The organism is Niallia laureatilytica (assembly GCF_046613985.1).
Taxonomy (GTDB): Bacteria; Bacillota; Bacilli; order Bacillales; family Cytobacillaceae; genus Niallia.
Genome location: NZ_JBKKHP010000007.1, coordinates 164,850 through 181,540, shown reverse-complemented (window position 1 = coordinate 181,540; position 16,691 = coordinate 164,850). Strand labels below are relative to the sequence as shown.

General features: G+C 39.5%; 16 protein-coding genes. 6 read left to right on the top strand and 10 right to left on the bottom strand.

Annotation, left to right across the window (positions count from 1 at the left end):
• Positions 1–13: 13 nt before the first annotated feature.
• The 5 genes from ACLIJJ_RS17655 to ACLIJJ_RS17635 all read left to right on the top strand — a co-directional run bounded on the left by ACLIJJ_RS17655 (position 14) and on the right by ACLIJJ_RS17635 (position 4,963).
• Complete coding sequence (locus ACLIJJ_RS17655) at positions 14–967, top strand: ABC transporter permease (RefSeq protein WP_233314885.1); 954 nt, start codon at positions 14–16, stop codon at positions 965–967.
• Between the two features lie 14 nt (positions 968–981).
• The gene (locus ACLIJJ_RS17650; RefSeq protein WP_233314884.1) at positions 982–1,884 is read left to right on the top strand and encodes an ABC transporter permease; all 903 of its coding nucleotides are present in this window, start codon (positions 982–984) and stop codon (positions 1,882–1,884) included.
• A complete protein-coding gene (locus ACLIJJ_RS17645; protein WP_237943171.1) occupies positions 1,881–2,888 on the top strand; it encodes an ABC transporter ATP-binding protein in 1,008 nt (335 codons plus the stop codon). Before ACLIJJ_RS17650 ends, ACLIJJ_RS17645 begins: the two co-directional genes overlap by 4 nt.
• Positions 2,878–3,870: an ABC transporter ATP-binding protein gene (locus ACLIJJ_RS17640; RefSeq protein ID WP_251646732.1), complete on the top strand. Its 993-nt coding sequence runs from the start codon at positions 2,878–2,880 to the stop codon at positions 3,868–3,870. The genes ACLIJJ_RS17645 and ACLIJJ_RS17640 overlap by 11 nt, the downstream gene beginning before the upstream one ends.
• A gap of 202 nt (positions 3,871–4,072) precedes the next feature.
• Positions 4,073–4,963, top strand: a complete 891-nt coding sequence (locus ACLIJJ_RS17635; RefSeq protein ID WP_233314881.1) for a sulfite exporter TauE/SafE family protein — start codon at positions 4,073–4,075, stop codon at positions 4,961–4,963.
• Between the two features lie 161 nt (positions 4,964–5,124).
• Here the strand turns inward: ACLIJJ_RS17635 and ACLIJJ_RS17630 are convergent, their stop codons facing one another.
• The 10 genes from ACLIJJ_RS17630 to ACLIJJ_RS17585 all read right to left on the bottom strand — a co-directional run bounded on the left by ACLIJJ_RS17630 (position 5,125) and on the right by ACLIJJ_RS17585 (position 15,411).
• Positions 5,125–5,883 carry an NAD-dependent epimerase/dehydratase family protein gene (locus ACLIJJ_RS17630; RefSeq protein WP_411229622.1) on the bottom strand — a complete coding sequence of 253 codons (759 nt, stop codon included), beginning with the start codon at positions 5,881–5,883 and terminating at the stop codon, positions 5,125–5,127.
• 146 nt (positions 5,884–6,029) lie between these two features.
• On the bottom strand, positions 6,030–7,595 hold the full coding sequence (locus tag ACLIJJ_RS17625; RefSeq protein ID WP_237943177.1) for a glycoside hydrolase family 43 protein: 1,566 nt from the start codon (positions 7,593–7,595) through the stop codon (positions 6,030–6,032).
• Positions 7,552–8,013 carry a hypothetical protein gene (locus ACLIJJ_RS17620; protein ID WP_237943180.1) on the bottom strand — a complete coding sequence of 154 codons (462 nt, stop codon included), beginning with the start codon at positions 8,011–8,013 and terminating at the stop codon, positions 7,552–7,554. Before ACLIJJ_RS17620 ends, ACLIJJ_RS17625 begins: the two co-directional genes overlap by 44 nt.
• A 14-nt stretch (positions 8,014–8,027) precedes the next feature.
• A complete protein-coding gene (locus ACLIJJ_RS17615) occupies positions 8,028–8,951 on the bottom strand; it encodes a pectinesterase family protein (RefSeq protein ID WP_251646736.1) in 924 nt (307 codons plus the stop codon).
• Positions 8,921–9,820, bottom strand: a complete 900-nt coding sequence (locus ACLIJJ_RS17610) for a dienelactone hydrolase family protein (RefSeq protein ID WP_411411400.1) — start codon at positions 9,818–9,820, stop codon at positions 8,921–8,923. Before ACLIJJ_RS17610 ends, ACLIJJ_RS17615 begins: the two co-directional genes overlap by 31 nt.
• On the bottom strand, positions 9,817–11,151 hold the full coding sequence (locus tag ACLIJJ_RS17605) for a glycoside hydrolase family 28 protein (protein ID WP_341079677.1): 1,335 nt from the start codon (positions 11,149–11,151) through the stop codon (positions 9,817–9,819). Before ACLIJJ_RS17605 ends, ACLIJJ_RS17610 begins: the two co-directional genes overlap by 4 nt.
• 2 nt (positions 11,152–11,153) lie before the next feature.
• Positions 11,154–12,275, bottom strand: a complete 1,122-nt coding sequence (locus ACLIJJ_RS17600) for a glycoside hydrolase family 88/105 protein (RefSeq protein ID WP_233314874.1) — start codon at positions 12,273–12,275, stop codon at positions 11,154–11,156.
• 60 nt (positions 12,276–12,335) lie between these two features.
• Positions 12,336–13,862 carry an extracellular solute-binding protein gene (locus ACLIJJ_RS17595; RefSeq protein ID WP_237943188.1) on the bottom strand — a complete coding sequence of 509 codons (1,527 nt, stop codon included), beginning with the start codon at positions 13,860–13,862 and terminating at the stop codon, positions 12,336–12,338.
• The gene (locus tag ACLIJJ_RS17590) at positions 13,813–14,475 is read right to left on the bottom strand and encodes a YesL family protein (protein WP_233314872.1); all 663 of its coding nucleotides are present in this window, start codon (positions 14,473–14,475) and stop codon (positions 13,813–13,815) included. Before ACLIJJ_RS17590 ends, ACLIJJ_RS17595 begins: the two co-directional genes overlap by 50 nt.
• A gap of 24 nt (positions 14,476–14,499) precedes the next feature.
• On the bottom strand, positions 14,500–15,411 hold the full coding sequence (locus tag ACLIJJ_RS17585; protein WP_282581473.1) for an ABC transporter permease: 912 nt from the start codon (positions 15,409–15,411) through the stop codon (positions 14,500–14,502).
• Between the two features lie 367 nt (positions 15,412–15,778).
• Between ACLIJJ_RS17585 and ACLIJJ_RS17580 the strand changes: the two genes are divergently transcribed.
• The gene (locus ACLIJJ_RS17580) at positions 15,779–16,663 is read left to right on the top strand and encodes a carbohydrate ABC transporter permease (protein ID WP_233314870.1); all 885 of its coding nucleotides are present in this window, start codon (positions 15,779–15,781) and stop codon (positions 16,661–16,663) included.
• The last annotated feature ends 28 nt before the right edge of the window (positions 16,664–16,691 follow it).

The following is a 16,691-nucleotide window of genomic DNA, read 5'->3' as shown; positions in this document are numbered from 1 at the left end:
AAAGGAAGATTTCATGGGCGGATATATTATAAGACGGCTTTTGTCACTCATTCCCGTACTGTTAGTCGTTGCTGTCGTTGTTTTTCTAATCATCCATATAACGCCAGGTAACCCTGCCATGATTATTTTAGGAGAAGGTGCAACTCCTGAGCAAATAGCAGAACTTAATCAAAAACTCGGTCTTGATAAACCGTTGTTGGCTCAATTTTTCATTTGGCTCACTAATATCGCACAAGGTGATCTTGGCACTTCTTATTTTCTCGGAAAGCCAGTTCTTACAGCATTTTTGGAAAATGCCGGTCCGACGCTTTCTCTCGCTGTTCTTTCCCAACTTATCGGTGTCAGCATCGCCCTTTTATTTGGGATAACTGCAGCTAAAAACCAAGGACGGGTTAAAGATGATTTGATTTCCGGAACTAGTTTAATCGGAATTTCGATACCTAGCTTTCTATTAGGCTCATTTCTGATTATGATTTTTGCGGTTCAGCTGAAAATCCTGCCAGTATCAGGCTATGCTCCTTTAAGTCAAGGAATCTGGGAGCATCTAAAGTATCTTATTTTGCCTTCGATAACTCTTGGAACGATTCAAGCCGCACTTATTACGAGAATGACAAGGTCCTCCCTTCTTGATACTTTATCGGAAAATTTCATCAAGACAGCAAAGGCGAAAGGTGTCAGTGAAAAGGCCATTTTGTTAAAGCATACTCTGAGGGTCGCCTTTCTCCCGATTTTAACTGTGATTGGCGAATCCTTCGCAGGGCTTGTCACTGGAGCTGCTGTTACCGAATCACTATTTAATATTCCCGGTCTTGGCCAGCTGATTGTCTCGTCCATTAATCGCCGTGATTATGCAGTCATACAAGGAGCTGTGTTGATGATAACAGTTGTCTATGTACTGATGAACCTGCTCGTTGATTTGTTATATGCCGTAATTGATCCACGGGTTCGGAATTCTTATCAAGTCTAAGAAAGGAGAAAAACATGTCAGAAAGCACGAAAGTACTAGTTAATAAGCCATTAACCAGCAGAAAAACAGTCAAAAAAAAGAGCCGGTTTTTTTCCAACAGATTGCTGCTTACGGGAAGTATTCTGCTAACTATAACTACTCTAATAGGAGTGTTCGCCTCTTTTGTTTCTCCGTACGAGATTTTAGAAATCGACCCAAAAAACCGTTTAGCTGCACCGTCTAATGCCCATTGGTTTGGGACCGATAATTTTGGAAGAGATGTGTTCAGCAGGACGATGTACGGTGTTCGAATCTCCTTAATGATTGGAGTAACTGTAACCTTAATCGCTTCTGGTATTGGTCTGACTGTCGGGCTGCTAGCTTCCTATTACAAGCTGCTCGATCATATTTTTATGCGGATATGTGACGGGTTGTTTGCTTTTCCGTCTATTCTGCTGGCGATTGCGATTATGTCTGCCCTTGGACCAAAATCAATTAATGTTATCATCGCCCTTGTTCTTGTCTTCATCCCTTCTATAGCAAGGATTGTCAGGGCCGCTGCCTTAGTTGTGAAGGAAAAGGTTTTTATTGAGGCATTACAAGCACAAGGAGCGAGTTCATTGCGAATTCTCTTTTTGCATATTGCTCCAAATATCCTTGCTCCGCTCATTGTACAAGTGACATTTGTCTTTGCTGTCACTATTTTAACGGAAGCATCACTCAGCTTTCTTGGTGCTGGTATTCCTGCTCCCCTGCCAAGCCTCGGCAATATGCTTTATGATGGGAAGCTTGCTATATACAATGCTTGGTGGATGACCGTATTTCCCGGCCTGTTCATCATACTAATCGTGCTTGGACTCAACCTGTTCGGTGATGGCTTACGAGATCATCTTGATCCAAAAAGCAAACAAACTGTGAGGAGGAGGAAAAGAAAATGAGCCAGGTGCTGCCATTGCTTAAAATCGAGGACTTGCAAGTGGACTTTGCCACACATCAAGGAGAGGTCTCGGCTATTGACGGTGTTTCATTCGAACTGGAGGAAGGTGAAATATTAGGTGTTGTCGGGGAATCCGGCTGCGGAAAAAGCGTGACAGCAGAAGCCATACTCCAGCTGCTCGATGAAGACAGCACCTTTTATAATGGAAAGATTATGTTTAACGGGGAAAACCTTTTGGAGTATGACAAGAAAAAGATGGAGAAGCTGCGCGGCAATGATATTGCGATGATATTTCAAGATCCCATGTCCTCACTGAATCCTGTAATGCCTATCGGCAAGCAAATCGCAGAATCAATTCGGATTCATCAATCTGCCACAAAAAAAGAGGCATACCAAAAAGCTGTCGAACTGCTGAAGCTCACTGGAATCCCTTCCCCTGAACAAAGGGCAAAGGAATACCCTCATGAACTTTCCGGCGGGATGCGGCAGCGGGTTATGATTGCCATGGCGTTATCATGCCAGCCTAAGCTGTTGATTGCTGATGAGCCGACAACTGCATTGGATGTAACTATTCAGGCACAAATTCTCGAATTAATTACTTCTTTTCAGAAACAGCTGAATATGGGGATTATCCTCATAACCCACGACTTTGGTGTGATTGCCAATATGTGTACAAAAGTCGCTGTGATGTATTTAGGGCAGGTAATTGAAGAAACAGATGTGCAGACTCTTTTCAAACAGCCCTTTCATCCTTATACAATTGGTTTAATGAAGTCTGTGCCTCAAATTGAGGGTGAACGAGTTGATTATTTACACAGCATTGCGGGCACTGTTCCTTCCCTGTTTCAAATTCCAAAAGGCTGCCGGTTCGCACCGCGATGCAAGTATGCAACAAGCAGATGCGAAAGTAAAATGCCTCTTTTAGAAACAGTCGCAAAAAACCACCGTGTCCGCTGCTGGCATTATGATGAGGTAAAGAAAGGAGACACACTGTATGCAGACTGAGCAAACCTTAAACAGAGGAAAACCGATCCTTCAAGTGAAAAATTTGCAGAAATATTATCCTGTGAGAACTTCGTTAGGAAAAACAAAAGCCTTTATTAAAGCAGTCGAAGACCTTTCTTTTGACATTTACGAGGGTGAAACGTTCGGATTAGTAGGTGAGTCAGGCTGTGGAAAAAGCACTGCAGGAAGAACGCTCTTAAAGCTTGTCGAGCCGACAAATGGCGAGGTGCTTTATCGGAATAAAGATATTTTCAAGCTGAAAAAATCCGCTTTAAAATATGTGCGCAAAGAGCTGCAAATGATTTTTCAGGATCCTCACACCTCATTGGATCCACGAAAAAAAGTCGGCTATTCTATTGAGGAATCACTGGCGATTCATAAGATAGGAGCAAAGCAGGAACGAAAGAACCTAGCATTAGAGATATTAAAAAAGGTGGGATTTAGTGAAGAACATTACAGTCGGTATCCACATGAATTCTCCGGCGGCCAAAGACAGCGTATTGGTATTGCCCGGTCGCTAGTCCTTGAGCCAAAGTTAATCATTTGTGATGAGCCAGTTTCCGCCTTAGATGTTTCTATCCAGGCACAAATTGTTAATCTGTTAAAAAGCCTGCAAAAAGAGCTGAACTTGTCCTATTTATTTATCTCTCATGATCTTAGTGTTGTCAGACATATCGCAGATAAAGTTGGAGTTATGTACTTAGGCAACCTTGTCGAACAAGCTCCTACAGAGGAATTATTTACAGACCCATTGCACCCATATACTAAATCATTAATTTCAGCAGTCCCACTGTTAAATCCAGAGAGCAAACGAGAAAAAATGGTGATAAAGGGAGAGATCCCCTCCCCTCTTAATCCGCCGTCAGGCTGTGTATTTCACACTAGATGCCCAGTCGCCTTCGATCGCTGCAAAACAGAAGTACCGAAAAATATACAGGTACAAACGGAACGGACTGTGAAATGTCATTTGTACGAAGGATAAATAATGAAGTTAATATGGATATAATATTTTAAATATAAGTTGACAGGTAGGAATTGTGTGTTTTATAATCATCTTAATTTAGAAAATTAAAAATTCGGCAAGCTGATCGGAACACCGAAGGCGTAACCCTTTATTGCAATTACTGCATATATAGGATTACGCCCTTTTTTTATACTTTCAATAATATTAAGGGGTATTGAACATGAAAAAATTGATTATTTTTGCATTTATTGGCCTGTTGGCACAATTGATTGATGGATCATTAGGAATGGCTTACGGAGTTACATCGTCGTCGCTCTTGCTTACTTTCGGAATCGCACCTGCTGTTGCTTCTGCATCTGTTCACTTAGCGGAAGTCGTCACTACAGCTGCTTCTGGGGCATCGCATATTAAGTTTGGCAATGTCGATAAGCAAACAGTCTATCGTTTGATTATTCCAGGCTCAATCGGGGCTTTCTTAGGGGCAACTTTTTTAAGCAATCTGCCAGGTGACTTAGCAAAACCTTATATCTCCTTGTTCCTATTATTACTAGGACTATATGTGTTAGTACGTTTCTTATTTAACTTCCGTCCCTCTGAAGAAAAAAAGAGCTTATCACTAAGCCGCAAGCAATCCATTCCGCTAGGACTAATCGCTGGGTTTGCAGATGCGACAGGCGGCGGCGGCTGGGGTCCGATAGCAACACCAGTTTTGCTATCAAAGAAGGGAATCAGCCCGCGTAAAGTGGTTGGAACTGTTGATACAAGTGAGTTCGCCATTGCAGTATCTGCAACATTAGGATTTTTCATTTCCTTAGGCTGGGAACAGGTTAACTGGCTGTGGGTAGGTGCCTTGATGATCGGCGGCATAATCGCCGCACCAATCGCAGCATGGCTTGTCCGCAAGCTGCATGCCCAGCTGATGGGTGTTCTGGTTGGTGGATTTATCATATTGGTAAATGCTCGCACACTCTTGACTTCATGGATTACTAATGAAGCTGCCTATCCATATATATATGCTGCCATTATTGTAGTGTGGGTAATATCTATCATTTATGCTGTAAACAAAGTTAAAGCTTATAAGAAACAAAGCAATACTAATATTTCTGCATAAAAAGGAAACAGCCATCCCTTGTATCGTCATATGATTCAAGGGATGTTATTTTATTGTCATGCGCTATTCAAAAAATGATAAATCAACCTATTCGTTTAGCACTTCACTCCTTATAAAGCAGAATTATGTTAACGTTAACATTTTCTGCATGAAAAATAGTCTTAGTTTCTTTTTAAAATATCTGCTGCATTGGACTGTGAAAGAAATCCAAGCTGTTTCCATGCGTTTTCTGTTGACCATGGTTTATGAGGATTTTCTGAAACACCATAGTAGGTACCATATCTTACTGTTGACTCAAGGGCCAAGTCAAAAAGCTGGACCGCATCTTCATGGGTTAGCAAGGTTCTGTGCAAACGATCATTTTCTTCTACAGCTTGAATTTCGTCTGGATGTACACTTCCAATTCGTAAATTAATTACCGAAAGATTATTTTCAGGCTGATGTGTAAGAATATGGCCAATATTTTCGGAAGCAAGCTTTAGAACGCCGTATAGTCCATTCGAGTAAGGATAATCCGCTGTTGTAATTTCCCTTCCTAACCTTGAAAAACCATCTTTCTCATAATAATCTGTCGTATGATTGCTGCTCGCATAGACTACCTTAGGAATTCCTAACGTAATTGCAGCATGCATAACATAAAACGAAGCCATAAAGTGAATTTTCGTCATATCATTAAACTCATCTACATTCTTTAAGTCATTATGAGATTTAATCGTTAGTAAATTAATCAATGCATCTGAATCTTTGGGAATGCTGTGAAGGAGCGATTCGTAATCTGTTGCATTTACCTCTACGAAATCAACTGCATGTTCAGGTGCCTTTTTATCAAGTATGACAATCTTGTATTTGCTGCGCAGACCTTGATATAAAATCGACCCAATTGTCCCAGCACCGCCAATAATGGTAACTTTCTTTTTCATTATTCTCCTCCATTAAATTAAGCCTAGTAATATTTACTACTTCTATATAAAAAGATATCCATCAGGCAGAATAATAAACATTGTGAATACAAAAAAGAGAAGTAATTTGCTAGTGCAATCACTTCTCTCTTACTCCTCTAAAACTATTAGCTATCCAATACAACATACTCAAAGTAAGCAAAATCTGCATAAGAGCTCGCTTTTCGGTCCATATCATGGACAGCAATCCCGACAAAGTTCCCGGTAAATCCTCCAGATAGGAACATCACATCTTGGGCTGCTCCGATTTCCTGCCAAGCAGAGATATGTTCCATACGATAATAAAAATTAGCAACAGGTCCATTCACTTCCACCTTAAGCTCTACCTCTCCTTGTTCAAGCTTTACAATCACTGGATTTAAAGTAAATTCGCCATCTGCGCATTTCATTAAGCGAATGACGAGGCCGTGTGTTTCATCAAATGTTAAGTAGGCATACAAATAATTAGTATCGTTGAGATACAAGAGTAAACCTGCCATTTGGTTATATGTTTTTGGAGTGTAGTCTAACTTTGTTTCAGCGCTAAAATGAAAATCCTTTTGGCGGACGGCGAGTATATGATGCTCAAATAAGGATTGAATCGAGTCACCAGAGGACATTCGTAAATACCCATTACGGCTCTTTACATCGCACCATGTTTCATCTGCCAAAATCCGCAGTGTATTCCATTCTTTATCGAGATTACCGTTAAAATCATCTTTAAAATCGGTATTTTTTCTTTGTTCTACTTCATTTAGAGTAACGATTTCTGTTTCTAACAACGGACCATTGCCGCCGTCTGCTAATCGCAGCCAGCCGTCTTTTGTCCAATAAACCTCCTGGATGGCAGTTTCGCGTCCCAATATAGCGGCATTTCCTTGCAGGGGCCGCGTACATAAATAGATCATATACCATTCTCCTGTTGGCGTTTGAACGATGCTGCCATGACCTGAACACTGCAAGGGGGAGTCTGGTTTATCCCTTGCTGTCAGCATCGGATAATGAGGATCCACCTCATATGGACCTGTAATTTCCTTCGATCTGCATACTGTCACAGCATGGCCTGACCCTGTACCCCCTTCTGCGGTAATTAAATAGTAATAATCACCATGATGGTAAAGATGAGGCGCTTCTGTTTTAGCCAATTCTGTGCCATCAAAAATTTTATAAACAGGTCCTATTAATGCTTGATTCTCACTATCATATTCTTGCATCACAATTCCTGCTGATTTATTTCCGGTTGTCATGCGATAATCCCAAATTTCATTTAACAACCACTTCCGTCCATCTGCATCATGGTATAAGGATGGATCAAAACCGCTGCTGTTTAAATATACTGGCTTCGACCAAGGCCCTTCAATACTTGGGGCAGTAATTAAATAATTGTGAGAATCTTTAAATGGCCGCTTCGTACTTTTCACATCTGTATAGAGGAGATAAAATAATCCCTTATCATAACTAATTTGCGGAGCCCAGATACTTCCGTTTTGGGGGTTTCCCCGTAAATCGACTTGATAGGTTAAAATATCTGTCTTATGCTCCCAATTGACTAAATCCTTTGATTGATAGATACGTACTCCCGGCAGCCATTCAAATGAAGAAACAGCAATATAATAAGTATCCTCGACCTTCAGGACATTAGGGTCTGGATTAAACCCGGGCAATATTGGATTTTTGACTTTTGATCGATACATAATCTGCTCCTTCTCCATTCTTTATTTTTCTAAATAAACATAAGCTTGCAGCTATAAAAAAGAGAAAAGCTAATGGGAAAGCAATAAATTGGGTTCCAATTAAAGTTGTCAGACCGGCTGCCAAATAAAGAAAAGCTGCCCACTTAGGATACCTGTTTTTCCAGATGCATACTGTCGCTGGTAAAGTTAAACTAAGCACAATCAATACGGTAACGCCAAACCATACAGCCAGTGCTTTCACTGCTGTGAAACTCTCAGACAGATAGTTCGTTGAAACATCCTCCTGCAGAATTGGAAAGACTGTGTCTGCAAAAGTTTTTTCCTCCATGGTCGTAATGGTTAAGGAAAAACCGCCCAAAAGAATGACACAAAGAATAACACCTGCCAAGCCAATGATTACTTCCCATTTTCGCTTCATTCTTCAAACCCTTTCTATTCCATAAAATTAATCCAATCCAACATGACTAACTCTTTTTTAGAATAATAGATATTTTTATATTCTTTAAACATAACCGTTTTTCGGTTGTGATGATTATCCCAATCATCCCATCTCGTTGGATGAATATGTGCGCCGATACGACAATTGGCAAAAGTAGTTTTTGCAAACGAACGCCACGGTCTTCCTAAAAACACATTTGCAACGTCTTCTTCCCCTGTTAAATAACAGTGTTCAAAATGGAACCCCTTCTTGCCTTCAGGAGTGGAGGCTGCCGTTATAAAGCCTTCGGCGTTATTCGGCCTTCTTAGTGATTTAATTTCACAGCTTTGAAATACCGCTGCACCACCGCCAAAGATAAAATCGACTGTACCCTCGATATAACAATCGCTAAAATGACAGCTGTGCTCATCTAAAGATGTTTTGATTTCAGGAGTGGAGAATAATTGTCCGTTCTTTTGCAGGGGCGGCAATGGCCCGAGACAAATCGTGTCCTGATAACCTTTAAAAGAACAACTCTTGAACATAACATTAGTTCCTTCATTATAGAGAGCTACCGCCTGCCCCACCTTCTCTCCTGGTCCTGCATTATTAATCATGTCAATATTTTCGATTGCTATATTAGATCCATTGATAAAAAAAGTGGCTGTTTGAAAGGTTCCTATTTCCTGCTGCTGCTCATTTTTTTGTAAGGCAAACCGATTGCCAATAATTCTTACCGTTCCAACACCAATTATGGAAATGTCTGATTGATACAGAAGGATGTTTTCATAATAGTCTCCACTCAAAACCGTTAGCTCAAATGGTCCTTGTTCATCCTGCCAATAATCTAATGCAGATTGAATACTGGAAAAATCACAAAATTCATTTCTGCCAACAATTAACCTCTTTAAAGATGTTTCTTTAAGAACTTTTTCCATAATGCCCTCATCTCCCTTGTTTCTTGATGCCCTCCTGTAAGCATAAAGCCTTCAAAGTTTTGAGGAACGTGTTGGTTTGTATATGTTTTCTGCAGTTGTTCGTTTAAATATTTGGCACCTTCTATTGGACACATTCTGTCATCCCTGCCTGCCAGGCTTAAGCGCGGCCTTGGCGCTATCAGCTCTTGAACTCCCAAAGTGGAAAAATACTTTAAAAACCGAGGCACATAATAGTAGAAACCGTGATGATCCAAACCGCGTTTTTGAATCAGTGTCTCGATATGAACCTGACCAGCTATGTCAACAGACACTTTAATACGGTCATCAAGTGCAGCTAACCACCAGCTCATCAAACCGCCCATAGACATACCGATGGTTGCTAGTCTGCTAGAATCTACATCCGGCCGGGTTTCTAAATAATCAAGCAGTGTCAAGTTATCGTATAAACGCATCCCCCACAATGTCTGGCCATTTAAGAGCATCTCTTTAACAAGTTCACTTTCCTGTCTCCCTTTTCGCTCATTAAATCCCCACATATCAATGCAGCAAACAGCAAAGCCAAGCCCTGTAATCTCTTCTACAAAGGAGGGATTTTGTAAATACATACTGCTAGTTAGGAGTTCTTCTTTCCCTTGATCAAAATTCCCGCCATGGGAGTGATTAAAGATAATTGTTGGTAGTGCGCCGTCTGCGTTCTGCGGTTTGGCAAAATAGGCTGGCACCTTTTCGAAGCCATTTAATCCCAGCATTAAACTTTCCAATATATATCCGTTTCGTTCCTCCAACCTAACTATCTCTGCAGATAAGGCTTCTGGTTTTGAGCGTTCTCCTAAAAGTTCAAATAATTTCCTTAGCTGTTTGTCTTTCACTTGACCTCCACTTCTTTAAGAAGTTCTTCTTCCGCTTTAGTATTCTTGGACTTACAATGAGTTACCTCAATATCCTCTGAATATTCAATATGGAAGGCTGGGCCTTCATGGTTCTCAACTGACACGCGATTAAACAAGACATCTTTGGCATAGCCAACATAAAAACCGCGATTATTCATATCCTCAATTCCAGCCATCATTGCCGGTTTCCCTGGAATAGCATTTTCAGCCATGGAGATATCGATATGATTAAAGCTGAGTTCTGACACATACTGTTCCGCTAACCCATAAATAAAGCCTGCTGCTGCATGGACATTGCGAGCTGTAATATGGGAGAAATGGATCCGTCTAAACATCGGAGTCTCCTCTGTTATTGGGTAAGGATTTTTATCCCATACATATTTATCTTTTCCGCGGGGACCACAGAAATAATACAAGTTTAATATAAATGGACACATTACTCTGTCCATCACAATATTATCAACGCGAATGTCCTCTACTACACCGCCGCGTCCCCGGCGTGATTTTAGGCGAATCCCTCGATCTGTATCTTGAAAAACACAGTTACTAATGGTCACATTGCGGATATCACCGCTCATTTCACTGCCCAATACAACAGCTCCATGCCCATGAATCATCGTACAGTTTGAAATCGTGATATTCTCGCAAGGAACACGTTCTGCTGTATCTTCTGTTCCGGATTTAATGGCGATACAGTCATCTCCTACATCAATGTGGCAATTGCTGATTCTTACATTGGAGCAAGATTCCGGATCAATTCCATCTGTATTCGGTGAGTCTGATGGATTAAAGATCGACACATTATCAATGGTCACATTGTTGCAACGGATTGGATTAACCGTCCAGCTTGGTGAGTTAATTAGTGTCACATCTTTAATGGTGATATTTTCACATCCATCAAAACTAATTAGCTTGGGACGTGGATAGGCGAGCTTCTCCCGTTGATTTCGGAATATGTCCCACCACTCCATTCCATTTCCATCAATCGTTCCAAATCCAGTTACAGAAATGTTTTTTGCATTTTCAGCATACAAACAAGATGCATAAACCTCTCTTTTGACACCTTCCCAACGAGATGTTACCACAGGGTAATGATGCTGCTTGTTGGAAAATTTCAATACAGCACCTCTCGACAAGTTCAATTCAATATTGTCTTTTAAAAATAACGCTCCGGTTAAGTATTCACCTGCAGGAATATTTATCGTACCACCGCCATTTTCATAGGCTTCATCAATCGCTGTTTGGATAGATGTGGTACATAATTCACCATCCTTTAGTACTTCAATCCCTTTTATCGTATAAGTTGTCATGGCTACACCTCTTTTATTACTTCTTCAAATTCAGCTAAAGCCTGCAGAAAAGCTCCCAACCCTTTTTGGTCGTTACAAATAATCGGTTCACTAATATAATAGGCATACGAGCCATCCCTTTTATCAGCACCGCCTAGTCCTGCAACTTGGCAAGTTTTATTTAGATTCACCCAGCCTTCCTTCGTTAACAGAACAAATTCCTCTAATAAGCCTTGATGAGATTTCTTTAATTGTGCTTCCCATGCTTTTCGATTCAAAACTCCTAAACGGATACCTTTTGCTATCGCACACACATACATACTGCTGCATGACGCTTCTAAGTAATTTCCTTTTTCATTTCCTTTATCTGTTACCTGATACCAAACACCGCTCTTCTCATCTTGGTAGTTTACTAGTGCTTGCAGTGTGTTCTCTAAAATTCGGACAAGATAATCACGGCCTAACGTTTTTTCCGGAAGTATTTCCAGCGTATCGACTACTGCTAACAAATACCACCCTATCGAACGGCCCCAGAAATTTGCTGACAATCCTGTTCTTTGATCGGCCCATGGCTGCACTTTTTGTTCATCCCATGCATGATACAAAAGCCCTGTCTCTCGATCTAGTAAATGCTCATAGCTTAGCTTAAACTGCCGAATGATATCCTCTAAACCTTCCCCATTAGCGAAAGTTGTCTGATACTCTGCATAGAAAGGAGAGCCCATATACAATCCGTCCAGCCAAATTTGGTATGGATAAATTTGTTTATGCCAGAATACACCTTCAGATGTGCGCGGATGTTCTTCTAACTGTCTCCGCAATAGTTCACAAGCTTTTTTATACTTCTCTTCCCCGGTTTCCCTATATAGCACAAATAGAAGCTTTCCATTGTTAATGTGATCAATATTATATTCCTCTAAGTGATAGCCTCTTATGGAACCATCTTCCTGTACAAAATAATCTATATTGTCCTTAATAAAGTTGAAATACTTCTGTTCTCCCGTTTGCCTCCACACTTTTTCAAAGCCTTTTAATATAACTCCATAATCATAGGACCATTTTCCATTGTTGCCTCTGTCTTCATATAAGCGGGGCAGTCTTTCCATAATGGAGTTCGCTGTTTTAACAGACCAGTTCATTTTCATGTTCTACTCCTTTTCTTTCAGAAGTTAACTTTTTAATTCACCATTCAATGGAGAAAACCATTAATTTGTAGCTTTATATGCTTCCTTATATTCTTCTTTGATTGTTTTTCCTCCTTGTTCATTCCAATTCTTAACTGCTTGCTTAAAGTCAGCTAGGGAGATTTCACCTAAGATATATTGATAGGTAGCGTCCGTAATAATCTTTTGTAATTCAGAACCTTGAGTTGTAAAAGTTGGAGATTCTAATGGAACTGCAGGATTCATCAGGGCGTATTCTGCGTTTTCAGCTATTTTTTCATCAGCTTCGGCCTTGATTGGGTTAGGATCCTTCAAGTTGTAACCGGTTTCATTAGGTCGCGAAGATGCAAATGGCTGAACTTCCTGCTGCCATAAATCCTGATTAATAATTTCATAGGCACCATCATCGTTAAGCTTATAATGGGTACCTTCAATTCCATATGTCATTAATGTATAGTTATCTTCTTCTATTAAATCATTAACAAATTTTAATAGCTTTTTCAATTCCTTTTCATCCTTAACTTCTGAACGTGGAAATGCTAATAATCCGCCAATCCCATTACCTCCAGACCAAATCGCTCTATCAGAATTAGACGCTGATGTCATATCGTTAACTAGAGCAAGTTCCATATTATCCTGGATTCCTGCTGCCATGGTTTCGAGATTTTTCGCGTCAAATAAGGCACCAACATAAATACCTCCTTTTCCTTGAGCAAAGTTTTGCTGCTGGTCAGTCTTCGCTGTTACAGCAAAATCTTTATTTATCCAGCCATTTTCATATAACTTTTTCATATAATCCATTGTTTCAATGTATCCGTCTGTTTCAAACTCTGCTACAAAGTCGCCTTTGGAGTCCACTTCCCAAGTGTTTGGTGTTCCAAAATAAGAACTTACTGTTTTGAATACGCCATACACTAAATCACTGCGGTCCATGAAACCAGTTGTATCATCTTTACCGTTGCCATCTGGGTCGTTCTCTGTAAATGCTTTTGCAACCTCCATTAATTCTTCTGTTGTTTTAGGAACCTCAAGACCTAAGTTATCTAACCAATCTTTACGAAGAACCACACCATTTCTTGCTAAGTCTTTTTGGAATGGTACACCATAAAGCTTCCCCTCTGTAGAAGCTGATTTTAGCATATCTTCGGGAATGGCTTTTAAGTTAGGGAATTCATCTAGATACTCTTCAATATTCCAGAACATACCAGATTTCAGTGCGTTTCTGACTGAAGAATTTTCTAAAATCGTTAATGTAACAATATCTGCCAAAGAGTCTGAAGCTAATGCAGTATTTATACGTTCCTCTTTTGAAGCATCGGGAATCCACGAGAATTTAATTTCTGTATCCGTTTTCTTTTCAAGTTCATTTAATATAGTATCTGTTGGAGGTGAAGCGGTATGGAGAATATTCAGCCAGGTGATCTCTGCTTTGCCATTATCCTTTTCACCATCTGCTGAATTATTGCTAGTTTTTGCCCCACTGCATCCTGCAAGCAGCAGCATGCTTGCAAGACTAACGCTAGCTAACTTTGATACCATTGGTTTTTTCATTACAATTCTCCTTTTCATTTATATTTGCTTCTTTAGCATCTTCGATTTCCATTCTGGTAAACACTTGATTGGCAGTCCAAGTGATTAGGAAGAAGAGGAAACTTACTCCAAAAAAGGTTAAAACGCCTGGAAAAAAAGTGATCGCTGCCCAATAAAGTACACCTGCCACTAGAAAAAAGATCAGCGAATATTGCAGACAGGCTATGCCAAATAGAAAGGACATCTTTATTTTCAAGAATATTCCATTCCAATTATAATGGGCCATAATTGGAAAGATATATACGAGAGATAACAAATAGATGCAGCCTACAATCAATAATGCCACTCTTAAGTACCAATTGGTCACGGTCAATAAGTCGACAACTAAAACAAAGCCAACAAAAAGATAAATCCAACTAATGATAACCGATTCCTTAAAGTTTTCTTTATAATACTGCCAATAGGTCTTAAAAACAGGGACGCTGTTTCCGCGAATCCATTGCCGGCATATACTAACTAAGGCGTAAGTAGAAGGGCCGATCCCAAACACACCTAATCCTAATAAAGTAAATAAAACCCACAATATATTTACATAAACTAAATTTAGGATGCTGGTAAAAATGGAATTTATTTTTTCTACCGATTTGAGCATCGTAGTCCCCTCTTTCTGGAATTATTAGTACACGCCATCTTCTCCAAATTTTTTAGCTAGTTTGTTAGCTAAAATAACTAATATCAATCCAACAATACCTTTAAATAAACCTACTGCTGTACTAAAGCTTAGCTGCCCATTCTTCAGCCCAGCTGTATAAATATAGGTGTCGAATATTTCAGCAACACTTCTGTTTAATGAATTAAGTAAAAGATACATATGCTCAAAGCCTAAATCTAAGGTACTTCCGATTTTTAAGATTAGGAGCGTAATTATAACAGGACGAATCGCTGGTAGCGTAACATGCCAGGTTTTTCTTAAAACACCAGCACCGTCCATTTCAGCAGCTTCATATAATTGTGTATCAACAGCAGTAATAGCAGCTAGATAAATAATCGTTGACCATCCTAATTCCTTCCATATTATTTGACTAATATAAACCGTTCGTGTCCAATCGGGGGACGTTAAAAAGCTGATTTTCTCAAATCCCATGGTTGCTAATAATTCATTAATAACCCCACCATCTACATTTAAGAAAACATAAGTGATGGATACAATGATTACCCAAGACATAAAGTGCGGAATATAAATCAAGGTTTGGATTCCTGATTTGAAATATTTGTTTTTCACTTCATTTAGCATGAGTGACAGGATAATCGGTAATGGAAAGAAGATTACAATATTTAAGGCAAACAAAATTAACGTATTATTCAATAACATGAAGAAAGTAGGTTCCGTAAATAATCGGATAAAATGTTTAAGACCCACCCACGGACTTTCCAGAATTCCTAAGTATGGTTGATAATCCTGAAATGCGATGATAAGTCCCGCCATCGGTAAGTATTTAAATATTAAAAAATAAAGCACTCCAGGGAAAATCATCAAATATAGGAGCTTATTCGTTTTTATCCCTGCCAGGATCTTTTGCCTCCGCATTACTTTTTCCTGCTTAACAGACAAGGTTGGCAAAGTATGATTTGGGTTCACAGCACCTCCCATTTTACTCCTCCTTTAATTGTGAAATATCTTTCTGGTTTAAGCTTACTGAATCTAAATAATTACGTACATAATCATTTTATGATTACGCTTACAAACTTTGTTTTATCAACGTTTGTAACGATAATATTTGATTTTGATTATCCTTCTTTCCCTGAAATGATTATCCTGTTTTTTCTCTTCACGAACACATAGAAAGCGTTTTCTTCATTCTTTTTTATCAATGTAGGATAGTGATTATATACGTAATATTATTTTGAATGATAAGGTAGGCTTATCTTTAAACTGTAAATGAAGGAGGATTTATATGATGAAAACAAAAAAGAAAAAAATGACTAAAGGAGGCCGGGCTTTTTCCATAATTAATGGAACGATATTAATTATTATCGCACTCATTTGTTTCCTCCCATTTGTCAATGTGATTGCCAGTTCGTTTGCATCCACACAGGAAGTGGTAGCGAGAAAGTTTATCTTATTTCCTCGTACCTTCTCTCTCGATGCTTATCGGTATATTTTATCAACTCCAACTCTATTTAAATCTTTAGCCGTTTCGATTGGGGTTACTGGTATTGGAACCTTGGTGAGTATGGTTCTTACTGCTTTAATGGCATATGGTCTATCCCGGAAATATTTATTCGGAAGAAATTTCGTTAATTTCATTGTTGTGTTCTCGATGCTGTTCAGCGGAGGAATGATACCAACCTTCTTAGTTGTTAAATCAGTCGGATTGATTGATTCTTATTGGTCTTTAATTCTGCCAGTCGCCATTAATGCTTTTAACCTTATTATAATGAGGAATTTCTTCCAAGCCCTTCCCGATAGTTTGGAAGAATCTGCGAAAATGGATGGCTGCACCGATTTTGGTGTATTCTTAAAAATCATGCTGCCTCTTGCCTTGCCATCCATTGCAACTATTTCCCTCTTTTATGCAGTGACCTATTGGAATACGTATATGACAGCAATCTTATACATCAATGATTCCTCTAAATGGCCGATTCAAGTATTATTACGCCAGATAGTTATTGTATCTAGCGGTATGCAAGCCGAGGGTTCCTCTGTAGATGTGGTTCCTCCTGCTCAAACAATTAAAATGGCTGTCATTGTAATTGCAACGGTTCCAATGCTTATTGCTTATCCATTTGTACAGAAGTACTTAGTAAAAGGTGCCTTGGTTGGATCTGTCAAAGGGTAATGTCTAACAAGAAAAAGCTTCTGGAAGC

Excerpts from the sequence above, each read along its gene's own strand:
- ACLIJJ_RS17655 (WP_233314885.1), top strand. The coding sequence starts at position 14 with ATGGGCGGATATATTATAAGACGGCTTTTGTCACTCATTCCCGTACTG.
- ACLIJJ_RS17650 (WP_233314884.1), top strand. The coding sequence starts at position 982 with ATGTCAGAAAGCACGAAAGTACTAGTTAATAAGCCATTAACCAGCAGA.
- ACLIJJ_RS17645 (WP_237943171.1), top strand. The coding sequence starts at position 1,881 with ATGAGCCAGGTGCTGCCATTGCTTAAAATCGAGGACTTGCAAGTGGAC.
- ACLIJJ_RS17640 (WP_251646732.1), top strand. The coding sequence starts at position 2,878 with ATGCAGACTGAGCAAACCTTAAACAGAGGAAAACCGATCCTTCAAGTG.
- ACLIJJ_RS17635 (WP_233314881.1), top strand. The coding sequence starts at position 4,073 with ATGAAAAAATTGATTATTTTTGCATTTATTGGCCTGTTGGCACAATTG.
- ACLIJJ_RS17630 (WP_411229622.1), bottom strand. The coding sequence starts at position 5,883 with ATGAAAAAGAAAGTTACCATTATTGGCGGTGCTGGGACAATTGGGTCG.
- ACLIJJ_RS17625 (WP_237943177.1), bottom strand. The coding sequence starts at position 7,595 with ATGTATCGATCAAAAGTCAAAAATCCAATATTGCCCGGGTTTAATCCA.
- ACLIJJ_RS17620 (WP_237943180.1), bottom strand. The coding sequence starts at position 8,013 with ATGAAGCGAAAATGGGAAGTAATCATTGGCTTGGCAGGTGTTATTCTT.
- ACLIJJ_RS17615 (WP_251646736.1), bottom strand. The coding sequence starts at position 8,951 with ATGGAAAAAGTTCTTAAAGAAACATCTTTAAAGAGGTTAATTGTTGGC.
- ACLIJJ_RS17605 (WP_341079677.1), bottom strand. The coding sequence starts at position 11,151 with ATGACAACTTATACGATAAAAGGGATTGAAGTACTAAAGGATGGTGAA.
- ACLIJJ_RS17600 (WP_233314874.1), bottom strand. The coding sequence starts at position 12,275 with ATGAAAATGAACTGGTCTGTTAAAACAGCGAACTCCATTATGGAAAGA.
- ACLIJJ_RS17595 (WP_237943188.1), bottom strand. The coding sequence starts at position 13,862 with ATGAAAAGGAGAATTGTAATGAAAAAACCAATGGTATCAAAGTTAGCT.
- ACLIJJ_RS17590 (WP_233314872.1), bottom strand. The coding sequence starts at position 14,475 with ATGCTCAAATCGGTAGAAAAAATAAATTCCATTTTTACCAGCATCCTA.
- ACLIJJ_RS17585 (WP_282581473.1), bottom strand. The coding sequence starts at position 15,411 with ATGCGGAGGCAAAAGATCCTGGCAGGGATAAAAACGAATAAGCTCCTA.
- ACLIJJ_RS17580 (WP_233314870.1), top strand. The coding sequence starts at position 15,779 with ATGATGAAAACAAAAAAGAAAAAAATGACTAAAGGAGGCCGGGCTTTT.